Below are 16,261 nucleotides of genomic sequence, written 5' to 3'. Positions count from 1 at the left end.
TCAATTATTGAGTTGTTATAAATCTATTGGTTCAATACATCCATTATCAATTGGATCAGGATCGCCACCATAACTTCTACTATTGTAAATTTTATAGTATGAAACTCGTGTTCCATCAAACAATTCCTCATTTGTGGCCTTAAATTCCAACGAGATTTCAAATAATCCTGGTGATATTTCCTGATAAGTTCCTTCACCAGAAATTGAAATATTATGGCTAATCCCTTCTCTATTTGATATAGTTATAATTTGAGGAATGACCAAAACAGCGCCTTCAGTTTCACTTACACCATCTTTAGGATAAAACTCTAGAGCTTCCGGAATGTTTAACCCGGGAGAAAGCTCAGGAGAAGTAGATTCATTGTTAAACCAATTTTTTAAGCTAAATGAATTGGTTGTTCTATTATCATTTATATCTCTAAATCCAATTCTAAATGCATGATGGTAGATGTCATCACTTTCGTCCTCAGTTCCATTATCACTATACAAAATTGCATTGTCATCGTCTTTTTCAACTACAACAGGAAATGTATATGCGTTGAAAGCTTTCCATTTACAAATATTATCACTAGATGACCAGAACCAATTTTCACCGTATGTTTTGTAATAAGGATTACTTAAATCGTAAAAGTTAGCTGAAGTAAATACTGCTTTATCGCGTGCAATATTTAATGGTTTTACAATTTGTAAAATGGTATTACCTGTTGGTTCATAAACAGTACCATCATTCAACGCTAAAGTTGTGGTATAAGTTACTTCATCATTTTGAATATCATTTGTTATAGTCATGATATACTTGATACTTTCATTATTATCGTCTTCAATAATACGCTCTAAAGTATATTCAAATCCTTTTATCTCACTAAATAAATCCAAAGCTTCAATTTCCTGAGGGAGGAATCCGTTGTTAAATAATACTTCGAATTCAATTTGCTCACCAGCTTCACCATTAATTTCAACTCTATTGGTTGAAAAAGATGAAGTTGTAACAACCTTACCCAATGTTACAGATAAAGTCTTATTTTTTATGTAATCATTTAACTGTCCCAGAGATACCGTATTGTCATCACATTCGGTCAACTCAAATTCAATGGAATGATTTATTGAAGTGTTCCATCTTTCATGAAATGAAATAGTTATGGTGTCTAAAAGATTGGAGCTGTTAAAATTTAGTTCTTCAGTGGGAGTGATTGTAAATTGATTATAATCACCATTTATATTGGTTGAGAATTTAACATGAACATCTTTGTTTAACTTTGGATAAGTTAGTGAAACCGGAATTTTTAGAGGTTTTAAAGATTGATAAACAAGTTCTTCTGTTGGTTCTTTACCTATCTCAAGCTCATCTTCACCTATGGGTTCATCATTACTGTTTGTAATTAAATAAAAACGCAGAAATGATGGTCCGTCATAAATAGTTTCACCAATAATCTGTTCTGACTCACATCCCCAAACTATTGCTAATAGTAAAATTAATGGAATTAATATTTTAGTTATAGCCTTCATTTTGTTCTAAATTTGAGTTTAAATCAATGTTATTTTTAGGAATAGGTAAGATGAAATAATCTGAAGGATAATTCAGGTTGCATGTTGTAGCAATGCATCCGGAATTTCGCTCCACATTTTTATGAAATCTTGCAATATCAAACAATAAATGTTTCTCAAAACACAACTCTTTACGTCTCTCAACAAAAATTTCATCCAATAAATCATCATCAATGTTAGCAAGTGCAGCACCTCTTTGCTCTCTTAAGGTATTTAAGTCTGTTAAAGCATTCTCAGGTTCATTTATTCGGGCATAAGCTTCGGCTCTGATCAAATACATTTCACTCATTCGTAAAAGTGGATTACCCGGGTTGTCCTGAAATTTGTTGGTGAAATAATAGGGTATATTTACTGTATTTGCTTCTCCTTCAATAACAGTTTCAATATCGTATTCCTGAAACATTCGTTCTCCTCTCACGTCTCCTGCTTCAAAAAGACTTAATAAATCATTACTCACACTGTAGTCGTTGTAATCGTTTGTTGCCTCAAAAAGACCATAATGCCCGGCTAGTGTATTATTGGTTTGAAATGCGCCTTCGTCATCAACTTTAGCTGAGAATTCAAAAATTATCTCAGAGACCGGAGTATCAGGTTTTTTCCATTCATCAACATATTCTTCTTTAGTCATTAGCTGAATGCCACTATTTACAATTACATCGCCAGCATAATCAATAGCAGTTTGGTATTGATTACTGTATAATGCAGCTCTTGCTAATAGGGCTTTACATGAGGTGGAATTAAAATAAGAATACACAGGACCACTTAATACACTATTGGCTTTAAAGTAAGATAGAGCATCTTCCAAATCTTTTAGAATAATATCGTAGGAATCCTTGATACTTAATCTTTCCGGATAGTCAACTCCCGCCTCTTGTACGCTAGTGTTACAAATAATACCTAAGTGCGAGGCATCGCCTGAATAAGAATAATTTTGAGCATAGTATTTAACTAATGTAAAATGAGCATAAGCGCGTATGCATAAACACTCTGCCATTAATTGAGACTTTTCATCTTCTGTTGCATCAGTTAAAATATTCAGATGCTCTATAATTTGATTGGTTTGATTAATAATGTCATAACAAGTGCCATAAACAGACATGTCGCTGTCATCAGCTTTGTCGGCAAAGGAGTACACATTTTCAATCAAATATGGAATTATAATGTTATGAGAATTTTGAGATGGCGTAAAGTTGATATTACCACCTAAAACATCTGCGTATACAGCCAAACCTTCGCTGGTTTCCATAGATTCCATGTCTTTGTATATTCCGTTAAGAGCCATTTTAAAACTTTCGTAGTTCGAAAATATTTCATCAATGGATGTTCTGCTACCAGGTTCCTGTTCCAAAAAATCGCTACAAGAACTACAAGTGAAGATTAATATTGTAAGATATATAATTGTTTGTTTCATAATCAAATAATTATTGTTTAATCAGATTAAAATGAAGCATTTAAACCAGCAGTCCAGGTGCGGGCTTGCGGATATGTATACATAAACTCTTTAATGCCATTTTTACCTTTAGGACTTTTTACCTTATAGAATATAGCCGGGTTGGTAACGTTGACGTTAAAAGCCAGACTTTTTAATCCAATTTTAAGCTTATCTACAGGTATGTTATATGATAAAGTGATACTTTTTATCTTCAGATTAGAAGTATCGTACAAATACTTACTGGAATTACTTAATATCTGCTCGTTATTGGTCGGAGCTTGCTGGGTAGCCATATCACCAGCACCTCTCCAGAAATCATAAGCATTAACACTTAAATTACGGTTTGTTGTAATTCGATAGTTCGATATTAGGTCGCGACTTACCATTTTGTCAGCACCATATTTGTATGCTCCGGTGATACTAAGGTTCAATTTGTTTTTGTAGGTAAAAGTTGTTCCAAATCCTCCATAAAAGTCAGCCTGGGTATTACCAATAGGCTCAGCATCGGAAGTTTCGTAGTTTTCGTAATAAGTACGGGCATCCATGATCTGACCATCTTTTTGTACCAGATCCCTGCCGGTTGCCGGATCAATACCAACCCATCTCACACCCCATATATCAGAAGTGCTGTATCCTTCTTTGATAGCAGTTGCCTGACTGGCTGTTGAAAAATCATCACCAAAATTGCGAACAGAAGTAATTTTGTTATTCAGCGTAGCTATGTTAAAATTCATGCGCCATTTAAACGAATCGGTATCTATAATTCTGGTGGTAATATTTAATTCAATTCCTTGGTTAACCATATCAGTTCCATTAATCTGAACTGATGAATATCCAGTTTCTGAAGGAATATCTCTGGATGAGATCATATCTTTTATGTTATCATAAAAGTAATCTACCGTAAGCGTGTACCTCGATAAGAAATTAAAGTCGATTCCTGCATTATATTTTATATTGACTTCCCAGCCCAGATTGCTATTAGGTGCTGTTTCTGCATTGGCATAAGGCAATTGGTTGTATCCGGTATAGTCTGATTCAAATGTGTATAAACCTTTTGATCGGTACGATCCTATTCTGGAGTTACCGGTAGAACCCATACTGGCTTTTATTTTCAATAAATCAATCCAACGGGCATTGCTTAAAAAGTTTTCTTTAGAAAGTATCCAGCTTACACCAATACCACCATTATAGGCCACATCTGTATCATCTCCAAAAACAGAACTTTGATCTCTTCGGAAGTTGGCAAGGAAAAAGTATTTCTTTTGAAACGCATAATTAAATTGCCCGAATAGTGAAACTCTGGAATTGTCATCTGTATCACTTCCATATAAGTAGGTATTGTAAATTTCATTTTCTGCAGTTTTGGGGTCATCTGTACCTCTAACTGCATTAAAAACAGAGTTGACTACATTGGGGTTTACAAAGCCCGTTGCCATATAGCGTTCCATATCTTTGGTTTCTTCTCTTAATTCTATACCTGCAGTAAGACTGAGGTAATGGTTTTCATTAAGATATTTTTGAAAAAAAGTGGTCAATTGCCAGTTCCATCCTAATGATTTTCTGTAGTTAATTACTCTTCTTCCCCAATTAGGGTAGGTTACTCCCTCGTAGCTAAAAGTACCGTTTGCTTGTCCGCTTTCGTTCTCTCCGGAAAAGTAACGGTCTTGCTCTTTATCTTTATAATCAACGCCTAATTGCGTTTTTACATTCCAGTTTGATGTAATATCATACCCAAGGTTAATGCTACCAATTATGCCTTTGGTGTTGGTTTTATTTCTGTTTTGATCAATAGCAGCTAATGGATTTGCCAGACCTGTAACTCCCATATCAGCATATGAACCATCTTCGTTATAAACAGGAATGTTTGGCGCAAAAGCATAGGAGTAATAGGTGTTGGGATTTATTTTTTCGGTAATACTTGGGTTCAACTGTAAACCGGCATTGAATTTACCTGTTTTGTAGTTTAATGAAGTGCTTAAGCGGTACTGGTTAGAATAATTGCCATCCTGAGGTTCGTTGTTTTTAAGATAACTCATTCCAACTCTATAGATGAGGTGGTCGGATCCACCTGAAGCATCAAATGCATATTTATGGAAAGAACCATTGCGGTTTAAAAGATCGTACCAGTCGGTATCTACTCCGTTGTCTGGTATTGTTTCTTGTCCTGTATTGCTTAAGTAAGCATTGCGTACCTCGGTATATTGTTCACCGTTTAAATATTTAATACGATTCACTGCTTGTGAAATACCATGTTGCGTTGATGCATGGAAACTCATTTTACCTTTTTTACCTTTTTTAGTAGTAATGAGGATAACGCCGTTGGCACCATCTGCTCCATAAATACTTACTGCTGCCGCATCTTTAAGTACATTTATTGATTCAATATCTTCAGGGGCAATTTGAGCAATAGGGTTCTGAAAATTTTCAGAGAAAGTGCCGCTACCATCAAAAAGTTCATTGTCAATACCACTTTCCTCACTCATAATAACACCATCAATAATAATTAATGGCTGGGCTGAGCTTGTGAGTACAGCATTGCTCGTAGGTGTTAATGTTCCCTGACCTCTGATATCAATTTGAACAGGATCAAGAGGTGAAGCACCCACTTCGATAGAAACACCTGCAATTTGACCATCGAGCATTTTATCAACACTTTCAAACGCTTGTTCCACCTGAATATCTTTAGCCTGAATGGTACTAATACTTCCTACAACTTCCTCCTTTAATTTCTTTGTTCCATATGATGAGGTAACAATTACCTGTTCAAGCTCATTAATTGTAGATTCTAATGTAATCTCGTAATAATTGGCAGAAGTGATAGGTACTTTTACTGTGTTAAAACCAATAAAGGTAGCCATCAGTTCCATGTTTTGAGCTTTTGTATTTTTTATTTCCAATGTAAAATTTCCATCAGCATCGGATATAGTTCCTTTATATGTGGGAAGAATTACAATATTGGCGCCTGGCAGAGGTGTACTATTAGAGGAGTCAAATATTCTTCCTTTAATTACTCTTCCTTCTTGTGCCATCAGGTTTGAAGTAAGAAAAAGCGCAGTTAATAGTATGCTTACAAATATCTTCATGAATATTTAGTTTTCTTTATTTGATCGTTCTACGTTGTTAGGTAAATATTGTGATCAGCTTTGTTTTTGTTTAACGTAGCATTAATCTTAAAGTTTTTTCAGTTATATCAAGAGTAAAGCGCAATGGCCTTGAGCACAGAGGGTAGGGACGATGTTAATGTAAATTTAAAAAAAGAGGCACCATAGGTAACCGATGCCTCCTTAAATTACACAATTATTTAACCTGGATTTTATGCGTAGTTGTATAATCTCCGTCTTTTACTTCAAGTATATAAATACCTGCAGCAATATTTAAAGAGATTTGTTTTGTTACACTGCCTGTTTTTACCATTCTACCGGCAATGTCATAAACAGTATATGTAGCTTCTACAGACTCTAATCCTGTAATGTTGATAATACCATTTGTAGGATTAGGATAGATACTTAAATTTTTAACGTATAATTCGTCTGCAATACCTGTTGCAACATCATTTGCTGTGATTGTTGATGGATCAAGTGAATATAGTTCCGAACCTATTGTATTATTTGCATCTGTAGCTTCAAAATATAAAGTGCTATTCATGACAACCATATCGTCTATTCCGCTGAAACTCCCGTTTGGATATACCTCTTCAACCACAGAACCATCAGTTCTAAATAAATGAGCTATTCCATCATCATTTTTTCCAGCATAATAAAGATAACCATCGCCTGGTTCTGCAAAGTGATCAGGATCATGATCATCAGTAGTGTTGCTTAATTGCGTTAGAGTCCCATTGGAAGGATCGTATGCATATAATTGATCATAATCTTCAGATGAATCGTCTGTATCACCCTCAAAATAAAGAATGTTATTCCATTCATATAAGCTTTTTACACCAGCAATATTGTTTGTAGCTGAAACGGCAACAGTTCCGTTAGTGGTTCCATCTGTTACCCACAAGTAATTGTCTGCTTCAAAATATAATAGATTTCCAACTTCTGCAAAATAACTAATGCTAGAACTACCTGTGCCTTCATCAATATCTTTAATTAAAGTGTATAAGTTCGTACTAAAATCATATTTATACAACTCAGTTCCAATAGAGGAGGCTTCGTTAGCAGTTTTCATATATAAAATTAAATCGCCATTAAATAGAGTTAAATTACTAACATATTCATCAGTGGCAGTTTCAGCTTTATCCTCAACTTGTTGAGGGGGATTAACTCCATCAAACTCATATAAGTGATAGCTATCATTCCAAACTCCAAAATATGCTTTGTTATTGAAAACAACAGGAGTAATAGATGTACTGTAAAAATTATACGAAGCGATGTTAGTCGCTTCTTCACTTGAAGGATCATACTCCCATTGGTAATTTAAGTTACTTGTAGGTGCCTGTGCAGAGAAATATATTTTATTGTTAAGTTCAAAAAAAGCAGCAGGCTTAGAGTCAACTCCAGTTCCGATTTTTAAGTCAATTAATTCTGTTGTTGTTCCGTTCGATCTCCATAGTTCGGATCCGTGATCAACAGTAGCATCTTTGTCATCAGCTCTAAAGTATATATAGTTACCAGAGACATATGGATACCCAAAAGTACATCCATTTGCTCCTGGATTAATATCTTCAACTAATGTAATTTGACTGAAAGCTGTAGCTGCCATAAAAGAAGCTACTAATAATGTGTAAAGCTTTTTCATCTTTAAAAAATTTAAAAGGTTATAAATTAATATTGATTATTTCCCTTTGTGAGGGCAAAGCTAGACTTATATCAGGCTACCGGCAATCACCATAAATGGGTAAATAATTGCATGTAGACTGATGTAAATCTGCTCTGATTATTTTTACTTAAAGGTGTAAGGGTTGTCTATTTCTTCAGACACGCCATTGTCGTATTCAATGGATAGTTTTTCCTGAGTAATGAGTGTTGCAATTTCGTCAGGAGTAGTTTTGTCTTTAACAAAGAATACACGTAATGTTGGTTTTGTTTTGTAGTATGTAATCATACCCACTACGTAAGGATTTTTCTTAGCCACATGATTTACCATGTAAGGCATTTTTTGTTCATTACGAGGGTACGTGTCAAATGTCATTTCAAACGACATTAACTGATCATTACTATATTGGTTTCTGTTGTTAAATGCTCTTTTAAAAGGTAAAAACATACCTCTTTTTAAATCAGATCCTGTGGTATAATCTTTGGAGCGGGAGATATGACCCACTTTAAAGTTTATGCCTTGCTGATAATCTTTATCGCCACTTTTTATGGTTACATATTTACGCTCAATGCTTTTTTCTAATGAATCAATGTTGATATTGTAGTTAGCGTAAAATTTAATGTTTACAGGCTCACCAAATGATGATTCAAAACTATAAATATTGCCATCGTTTCGTACAATCTGATCCAAATAGAACACATCCATCTGATCAAAAAAGTTGTATACTTTGGCGTTTATGATAGCCACTTTTAAACTATCGTTTTCAGCATCTTTTATATGTACACGAACCGGACTAAAAAGTGCTTTCTTAACCGTAGCAGCTTTAGTTTCCAAAGTATCAAACCAAACTTTTACAGTATGTGAGTTTACGTAAGTGGCAGCTCCAATAACCCCAGGAACAGTTTTCATTTGATTTACAAACGACATACTACTTCCGTAGCATTTTACGTTTTTAAGACCGGAGTATTCAACAACATCACTTCTGTCTTGTTGCTCTTCTGTTCCCCAGTTAATGTTTACGGTAGGTACTTCAAGTTTACTTCCGATATAAATACCACCTAAAACCAATATGGCCAAGGCAATTACCGGCATCCATCTGAAGTTGTTTTTATTGTTAACAAGTAGCGTATTTGAAACCGGACAGTTGCTAACACATTCTCCGCACAGGTTACAGTCTGAGTGATTTACTACTTCAAGAGAAGCCACATCAATACCCTGAGGACATTTTTTTGAACAAAGTCCACAATCAATACATGAATTGGTATTTCGTGTTATTTTCAACATCTGCAAACTTTTACTCTTTTCCGGCAAAATAGCTTCAAAAAAGTACCCGGCTACGAATAATGCTAATAAAGGATAAATCCAACTAATTTCCAATTCAAAAAAGTAAATTATTAAATAAATAATTACTAATGCAACAACAACATAGATGTGTTTAAATAATGTAGATAGTGCGCCTAACGGACAAGCGTATCTGCACCAGAACATCGGTATTATTGTAGAGCCAATCATTAAAAGCGCAATTGCAGTGATGGCCATCCATGGAATAACATCATAACCAAACCTTGAAAATATGGCGAAAAAAGGATCGTAGCTTTTACAAAACAGTTCGTTTGTTGATAAGGTAAAATAGAAAGTGATACCTAATAATAAGTATTTAAATAAACGCAATATTTTATCGGCAGTGTTTGGTATGGTAATCTGGATTTTATATTTACGTCCAATTTTTCCAAACCATTCAGCAATGGTTCCCAGTGGACAGATATAACCACAGAATAACTTGCTAAATAATAATACGCAAATCATTAAAACAATTCCTAATATCAATTGCATCCCAGCCATTGAACAAGCTAATGCACCATTTTCAAGAAAAGTAAATAATGATTGTATTCCCCCCATTGGACAATAAGCCTCAAAATCCACGTATAAATTAGGATCTAACAAAACCCTGATTAACCAAAAAATGGCTATGCCTAAAATACCTAGCTGTATTAACGTTCTAATGCCATTTTTATTAAAAAACTTCTTCATAAATATGCTTTCTTCATTATTCAGTTGTAAAAGTCTATAATTAAAAGACTTGCATCGCCCTATAATTGAAATGTGGTACCTATTTATGAAGACCCAAAAAAATATAGGCCGTCCTACATGTTGAATACCAGGTTTGTATGATTTTGAAATTAATTGATTTGGCTTAATAAAAATTTAAGTTTCAGAAGTGAAAAATGGTGTTGTGTTTTGAAGTGAATAGTAAAAATGAATTAATAAAACAGGTAGGGGTAAAAATTTATAGGGTAGAGGTTGATATTTGTGGTGATGTAATTTTTGTATGTAGCTTAATGAGGGGTGTTGTTTGTTTGGGTTTATTGTATTGTGGAGTTGTGGTGTTTCAGTAGAGGGGTGTCCGGGTTTTTTATGAAATTTATTTAATAAAGTAGATTGTTGAATTTCAGAATCACGTTAATAATATTATCAACCCACAATTTTTAAAGCCCCAATTAGCAAACCAACGAATAAACATACTCTTCCATCGCTATCTGCTATCTGCTAACTGCCGACTGCTGACTGCCGACTGCCGACTGTCTACTACCGACTGCTGACTGTAGACTGTAGACTGTAGACTGTAGACTGTAGACTGCTGACTGCTGACTGTAGACTGTAGACTGTAGACTGCTGACTGTAGACTGTCTATTGCTTACAGTTTCTGTATTCAGTAGGAGTAATTCCAGTGTGTTGTTTAAAAATGCGATTTAGACTCGATTTGGAAGCAAAACCACATTCGAGCGCAATGGATAATATGGTAAAACTATCATTTGAAGGATCGTCAAGCTTTTCTTTTAAAGCCTGTACCCTAAATTCATTCATATAGTCAGTGTAGTATTTATTGCTCTTAATCTGTATGATGTGAGAAATTTCGTTTTGAGGTATTTGTATATTGTCCGAAAGCTCTCTTACAGTAACCTGCCCTTTTAAATAAGGTTTTTCCTGATTAAGGTACTTTTCAATAATGCTAAACTTTTGGTCAATATCATTAATCTCAATAGTATTGGCAGGTTGAGGAGTTGGTGCTTCTGATACAGGTTTTTTGCTTTTATCAAGATCTACCCCTTTTCCCTGGTAGGGGGCAACAAAAATATAGGCATAAGAATTACCCATGTATAAAAACACGAGAATAAAGAAAGAAACCATTACGTTTATAACAGTAACATCATTTCCTAATATATCAAAGCCTAAACGGTATATTACTTTATAGCCAGCTGAGAAAAAGAAAATGATAATGACTCCTATAGCTACATTTTTAATCCAGTTGGCTCTTATTTTCTCAAGGTTATCAGTCTCCGTTTTGTGAATCACCCTATCGTGAACTATGTGCCAGCCTAAAAATAAATAGGTTCCGATAAAACCAAATTTTAAAAAGGTAAGCAGGTCAACATACTCATTGCCCTGATGCAAACATCCGGCTCCGTAGCAATCCATTACGCCAAGAACATTGTTAAAGTAAATCTTAAGACTAAAGATAAGTGCCAATGGAAGCAAGTGAATGGCATGGTGGTATTTAAATTTAAAATCGGGATTAGTGAAACTGACTACATAAAAATAAAATAATGTTCCATGCACAACGTGAGTATCACATATAAAGGCAAACAACAAGGTGTAGTCTCTGAATAACCCAATAGCGTTCAAAAAAAAATGAAAGCTCAGTAATGGCAAGAAGGCATATCCATCCCACAAATATTCTTTCCGATAAGGTTTTGTGTGCCTTTGTAATTAATGAAAAAGAAAAAAATATTATTAATGCAAAGCAAATAATAAAAATATACTCCATACCATTCCCCTCAGTTAGAGGTGCAAATATATATTATACCTATAATAAATCAAATTAAGGGGGTATACGTTTTAAAATTACTTTTGTTGTTGGCTTGTAACAAAATATTCTGTAAAATATAACGTTTTTGTACCAAGCTAATAAATGTTACTTTTACATTTGATTTTAGAAAATAGTATGAGAAATAGTATCATCAATAAGATATTAATAATAGTAAGCTGTGTGGCCTTAGTTTCATGTGCAGGTAAAAAAAGAGTTTCTTTAGCGCATAAATCTTTCGAAATAGGCGAGTATACAAGGGCTGCAGAATTATATAAGCGTGCCTATTCCGGCGAAAAGAATAAATATACAAAAGGTGAGTATTCTTATTATATGGGCGAATGTTACCGGATTACCAATAAGCCTACCAAAGCAGCATCTGCTTATTCTAAGGCGGTAAGATATAAATATCCCGAAAGACAAGCTCGTTTTTATATGGCCGAAAGCTATCGTAAAGCTGGTAAGTTAGACAAAGCCATTCCCGAATATGAAGCCTATCTCGAAGAAGTGCCTGCAGATATCAGAGCCCAAAGAGGCTTGGCTTCTTGTATGATGATTCAGAAGGATGTGAAACCTAAAAGATATCAAATCGAAAAATTGAAAAAACTGAACAGCAAGTTTAGTGATTTTTCACCTGCTTTTGTGGGCGACTCGTACGACTATGTTATCTTTTCGTCCATGCGTACTGAAACTAAAAAGAAACGCAAAAACCGAATAACAGGCCAGGGAATCTCCTCCTTGTATTTTTCAAAAATTGATGCAAAAGGTGTCTGGACAGATCCGGAAGCCTTTGAAGAGCCTATTAATGCACCTCAGGTGGATGATGGAGCTCCCAATATAAGTTCAAATGGAAAGCAATTATATTATACCAGATGTAAATATGATAAAACCAAACCTATGGGTGCAGAAATTGTAACCAGTGCCCGTAGTGGAGGAAGATGGGGTGAGCCGGCTATTGTTAAAATTGGAGAAGACAGCACTATTGTTGCGCATCCTGCCATTTCACCTGATGGTAATGTGTTGTATTTTGTTAGCGACAGAGAAGGTGGCTATGGAGGCAAGGATATCTGGAAATCCACAAAATCAGAAGGAGGATGGGGGGAGCCTGAAAATTTAGGTTCGGCTATCAATACTCCGGGAGATGAAATGTTTCCCTATATTAGAACAGATGGTACTTTATATTTTAGTTCGGATACTCAAATAGGATTTGGTGGCCTCGATATTTTTAGAGCCTTTATTGATGAAGAAGGCCTTTGGCAGGTTTCTAATATGGGTAAACCGATCAATAGTGAAGCCGATGATTTTGGAATTGCCTTTAAAGGAAAAGATGAAGAAGGTATTTTCTCATCATCACGTGGAAGTGCTAAAGGGATAGATAATTTATATAGTTTTATTCTTCCAAAACTGATTTTTACATTAAATGGAACCATCAAAAATAAAAATGATGAAGTAGTTCAGGAATCATATGTAAGATTAATTGGTAGTGATGGAACTACATTAAAAATTAATATTCCCGAAGATGGATCCTATAAAGTAAAGCTAAAACCAAATACGGATTATGTATTTTTGGTTGCAGCAAAAGGTTATCTGAACGAGAAGGTGAAATTTACTACCTCCGGCGAAACAGATGACAAGGATTTTGAATACAATATTGTACTTGAAAAACCTTTGAAACAAGTAAGAGAATAAAAACTACAGAAAAGGGTGAGTCATATCAGTGGTTTTCTGTGGGTAGTGTAATGCAGTCTGCTGCGGGACTGCTGCGGATTGTATGCGGAACGGCTGCGGTTATAAAATACTATTCACTCACTATTGGCTCACTATACCTTCACTATTCCCTCACATCAGCCTCACTGATAAGTGAAGAATAAGTGTGGTATATGTGATTGTTTATAATACTATGTTTGTCATATATCCACACCTGTTTCGATTACATTCCGAAGCAGGTACGAATACATCCGGATTTAAAAGGGTGCGAGTTTTTAAAGTCAAACCATAAAGGTATTTAGCAAGTTCTTAAAACGGTCAATAGAATAAAACTGCAATTCAGCAATAGTAAGTGTTTGTAATTAATATTGCCTCGTAGGTTTAAAATCATTATTAAGTTCGGAATAGAAGTGATAAAAAAACACTACATATTATAATATACATGATTACCCTAAACTCTTAATTGATAACTGACAAAATTGTATTACTTTTGTCCTCCGAAAATTCTAAATAAAATAATTATTTCGTGAGTTCAGATTCAAGGTATAATCAAAGAGGTGTTTCTGCATCCAAAGAAGATGTGCACAACGCCATTAAAAACATCGATAAAGGACTATATCCTAAAGCTTTTTGTAAAATTATTCCGGATATTCTTTGTGGAGATGAAGAATACTGCAATATAATGCACGCCGATGGTGCTGGTACAAAGTCTTCGTTAGCTTATTTGTACTGGAAAGAAACAGGAGATATTTCTGTGTGGAAAGGTATTGCGCAGGATGCTTTAATTATGAATCTGGATGATTTGCTATGTGTAGGTGCTACAGATAATATTCTGGTTTCATCAACCATTGGCAGAAATAAGAATTTAGTGCCAGGTGAAGTTATTTCAGCTATAATTAATGGTACTGAAGAATTGTTGTCAGATATCAGAGAGATGGGCGTTTCTATTTACTCAACAGGTGGAGAAACTGCTGATGTTGGTGATTTAGTAAGAACCATTATTGTGGATTCTACTGTAACATGCAGAATGAAGCGCTCTGATGTTATTGATAATAAAAATATTCAGGCAGGAGATGTAATTGTCGGATTGTCTTCTTCAGGTACTGCTACATACGAAAAAGAGTATAATGGCGGAATGGGAAGTAATGGTTTAACATCTGCCCGTCATGATGTTTTTGCTAACTATCTGGCTCAAAAATATCCGGAAAGCTTTGATCCAACTGTTCCTTCTGACTTAGTTTATTCAGGTGGATTAAAATTAACTGATGCAGTTGAAGGTGTTGATATTGATGCCGGTAAACTAGTGCTTTCGCCAACAAGAACTTATGCCCCAGTAATTAAAAAGATGTTGGATAAGTTCCGTTCACAAATACACGGAATGGTTCACTGTTCAGGTGGTGCACAAACTAAAGTGCTTCATTTTGTTGATAATTTACATGTTATTAAAGATAACTTGTTCCCTGTGCCTCCATTGTTTAAAACAATTCATGAGCAATCTGGTACTGCCTGGGATGAGATGTATAAGGTTTTTAACATGGGCCATAGAATGGAATTATATGTTCCTGAAGAGATTGCATCAGAATTAATTGAAATCAGTAAGTCGTTTAATATTGATGCTCAAATTGTTGGACGTTGTGAAGCGAGTGATAAAAAAGAACTTACTATTGAAAGTGAGTTTGGAACATTTAAATACTAATATAATATATATGCTTCTTTCAGGATTTATATAAGGAACAGGAAATGGTTAGGCCAAAATGGTCTGATGTGTTTTTCTATTACTTATTTAAAAATCTTATAAAATATAAAAATGGCAGAAAATAAATTATTAGACATGCTAGGTGGTGTCGTAATCCGTTTTCAGGAAGTATCAGAGCAGATAACTGATCCTGAAGTGATTTCAGATACTAAAAAATATATCAAGTTAAATAAAGAGTATAAAGAACTTGAAAAAGTTGCAGAAGCTCATGGTAGATATAAAGCTACTCTTGAAACTATCGCGGAAGCAAAAGCTATCTTAAAAGAAGAAGACGATGCTGAAATGAGAGAGATGGCAAAAATGGAGTTGGATGAGTTAGAGGAAAAACTTCCTGAAATGGAAGAAGAAATCAAATTACTTTTAATTCCTGCTGATCCTGAAGATGGTAAAAACTGTGTGGTTGAAGTACGCGCTGGTACAGGTGGTGATGAGGCTAGTATTTTTGCTGGTGACTTATTCCGTATGTACACAAAATACTGCGAAAAACAAGGCTGGAAAGTTGATGTTACGCATATGAGTGAAGGAACTTCAGGAGGTTATAAAGAAATTGTATTTAATGTTACCGGCGAAGGCGTTTATGGTATCCTTAAGTATGAGTCTGGTGTTCATCGTGTACAACGTGTTCCTCAAACAGAAACACAAGGTCGCGTACATACCTCTGCTGCATCAGTAGCTGTTTTACCTGAAGCTGAAGAATTTGATATTGATTTAAGACAAGAAGATATTCGTAAAGATACTTACTGTTCTTCAGGTCCTGGTGGTCAGTCGGTAAACACGACTTACTCAGCTATTCGATTAACACATATTCCTTCAGGAATCGTTGTTACTTGTCAGGATCAAAAATCACAGTTGAAGAACCTTGATAAGGCGATGATCGAATTAAGAACACGTTTATATAACCTGGAATACCAAAAGTATTTGGATGCCATTTCATCTAAACGTAAAACAATGGTATCAACAGGAGACCGTTCTGCTAAAATTCGTACCTACAATTATCCGCAAGGAAGGGTAACAGATCACCGTGTTAATTTTACATTGTATAATTTAACTGCAGTTATGGATGGTGAATTGCAATCGGTAATTGACAGACTAATTGTAGAGGAAAACGCAGAGAGACTAAAAGCAAGTGAGCTTTAATTAAGTTTGAAGTGTAAAGTTGAAAGTTTATAAAGTATAAAGGTGAGCTTTTGAGATA

9 protein-coding genes are annotated in these 16,261 nt (G+C 34.8%); 3 read left to right on the top strand and 6 right to left on the bottom strand.

The window, feature by feature from the left end:
* Positions 1-15: 15 nt before the first annotated feature.
* From OM075_RS08805 to OM075_RS08780, 6 genes are all read right to left on the bottom strand, one after another.
* Positions 16-1,506 carry a hypothetical protein gene (locus OM075_RS08805; RefSeq protein WP_301190129.1) on the bottom strand — a complete coding sequence of 497 codons (1,491 nt, stop codon included), beginning with the start codon at positions 1,504-1,506 and terminating at the stop codon, positions 16-18.
* Positions 1,490-2,956 carry a RagB/SusD family nutrient uptake outer membrane protein gene (locus OM075_RS08800; protein WP_301190128.1) on the bottom strand — a complete coding sequence of 489 codons (1,467 nt, stop codon included), beginning with the start codon at positions 2,954-2,956 and terminating at the stop codon, positions 1,490-1,492. The genes OM075_RS08805 and OM075_RS08800 overlap by 17 nt, the downstream gene beginning before the upstream one ends.
* A gap of 26 nt (positions 2,957-2,982) precedes the next feature.
* The gene (locus OM075_RS08795) at positions 2,983-6,060 is read right to left on the bottom strand and encodes a SusC/RagA family TonB-linked outer membrane protein (protein WP_301190127.1); all 3,078 of its coding nucleotides are present in this window, start codon (positions 6,058-6,060) and stop codon (positions 2,983-2,985) included.
* 214 nt (positions 6,061-6,274) lie between these two features.
* The gene (locus OM075_RS08790) at positions 6,275-7,720 is read right to left on the bottom strand and encodes a T9SS type A sorting domain-containing protein (RefSeq protein ID WP_301190126.1); all 1,446 of its coding nucleotides are present in this window, start codon (positions 7,718-7,720) and stop codon (positions 6,275-6,277) included.
* 144 nt (positions 7,721-7,864) lie between these two features.
* Positions 7,865-9,769 (bottom strand): 4Fe-4S binding protein, encoded by a 1,905-nt coding sequence (locus OM075_RS08785; protein ID WP_301190125.1) that lies wholly within the window; start codon positions 9,767-9,769, stop codon positions 7,865-7,867.
* 657 nt (positions 9,770-10,426) lie between these two features.
* The gene (locus OM075_RS08780; RefSeq protein ID WP_301190124.1) at positions 10,427-11,356 is read right to left on the bottom strand and encodes a helix-turn-helix domain-containing protein; all 930 of its coding nucleotides are present in this window, start codon (positions 11,354-11,356) and stop codon (positions 10,427-10,429) included.
* A gap of 385 nt (positions 11,357-11,741) precedes the next feature.
* Here OM075_RS08780 and OM075_RS08775 point away from each other — a divergent pair, with 385 nt between their 5' ends.
* The 3 genes from OM075_RS08775 to prfA all read left to right on the top strand — a co-directional run bounded on the left by OM075_RS08775 (position 11,742) and on the right by prfA (position 16,203).
* Entirely contained in the window at positions 11,742-13,292 is a 1,551-nt protein-coding gene (locus OM075_RS08775) for a tetratricopeptide repeat protein (RefSeq protein ID WP_301190123.1), read from the top strand.
* A 544-nt stretch (positions 13,293-13,836) separates the two neighbouring features.
* A complete protein-coding gene (locus OM075_RS08770) occupies positions 13,837-15,006 on the top strand; it encodes an AIR synthase related protein (protein ID WP_301190122.1) in 1,170 nt (389 codons plus the stop codon).
* Between the two features lie 111 nt (positions 15,007-15,117).
* Positions 15,118-16,203, top strand: a complete 1,086-nt coding sequence (prfA, locus tag OM075_RS08765; RefSeq protein ID WP_301190121.1) for a peptide chain release factor 1 — start codon at positions 15,118-15,120, stop codon at positions 16,201-16,203.
* The last annotated feature ends 58 nt before the right edge of the window (positions 16,204-16,261 follow it).

The sequence above is a fragment of the Plebeiibacterium sediminum genome (assembly GCF_026013605.1).
Taxonomy (GTDB): Bacteria; Bacteroidota; Bacteroidia; order Bacteroidales; family Marinilabiliaceae; genus Saccharicrinis; species Saccharicrinis sediminus.
Note: the sequence above shows the minus strand (reverse complement) of the source record. Positions and strands in the feature narration are given on the sequence as shown.

Excerpts from the sequence above, each read along its gene's own strand:
- OM075_RS08795 (WP_301190127.1), bottom strand. The coding sequence starts at position 6,060 with ATGAAGATATTTGTAAGCATACTATTAACTGCGCTTTTTCTTACTTCA.
- OM075_RS08790 (WP_301190126.1), bottom strand. The coding sequence starts at position 7,720 with ATGAAAAAGCTTTACACATTATTAGTAGCTTCTTTTATGGCAGCTACA.
- OM075_RS08775 (WP_301190123.1), top strand. The coding sequence starts at position 11,742 with ATGAGAAATAGTATCATCAATAAGATATTAATAATAGTAAGCTGTGTG.
- prfA (WP_301190121.1), top strand. The coding sequence starts at position 15,118 with ATGGCAGAAAATAAATTATTAGACATGCTAGGTGGTGTCGTAATCCGT.
- OM075_RS08805 (WP_301190129.1), bottom strand. The coding sequence starts at position 1,506 with ATGAAGGCTATAACTAAAATATTAATTCCATTAATTTTACTATTAGCA.
- OM075_RS08800 (WP_301190128.1), bottom strand. The coding sequence starts at position 2,956 with ATGAAACAAACAATTATATATCTTACAATATTAATCTTCACTTGTAGT.
- OM075_RS08785 (WP_301190125.1), bottom strand. The coding sequence starts at position 9,769 with ATGAAGAAGTTTTTTAATAAAAATGGCATTAGAACGTTAATACAGCTA.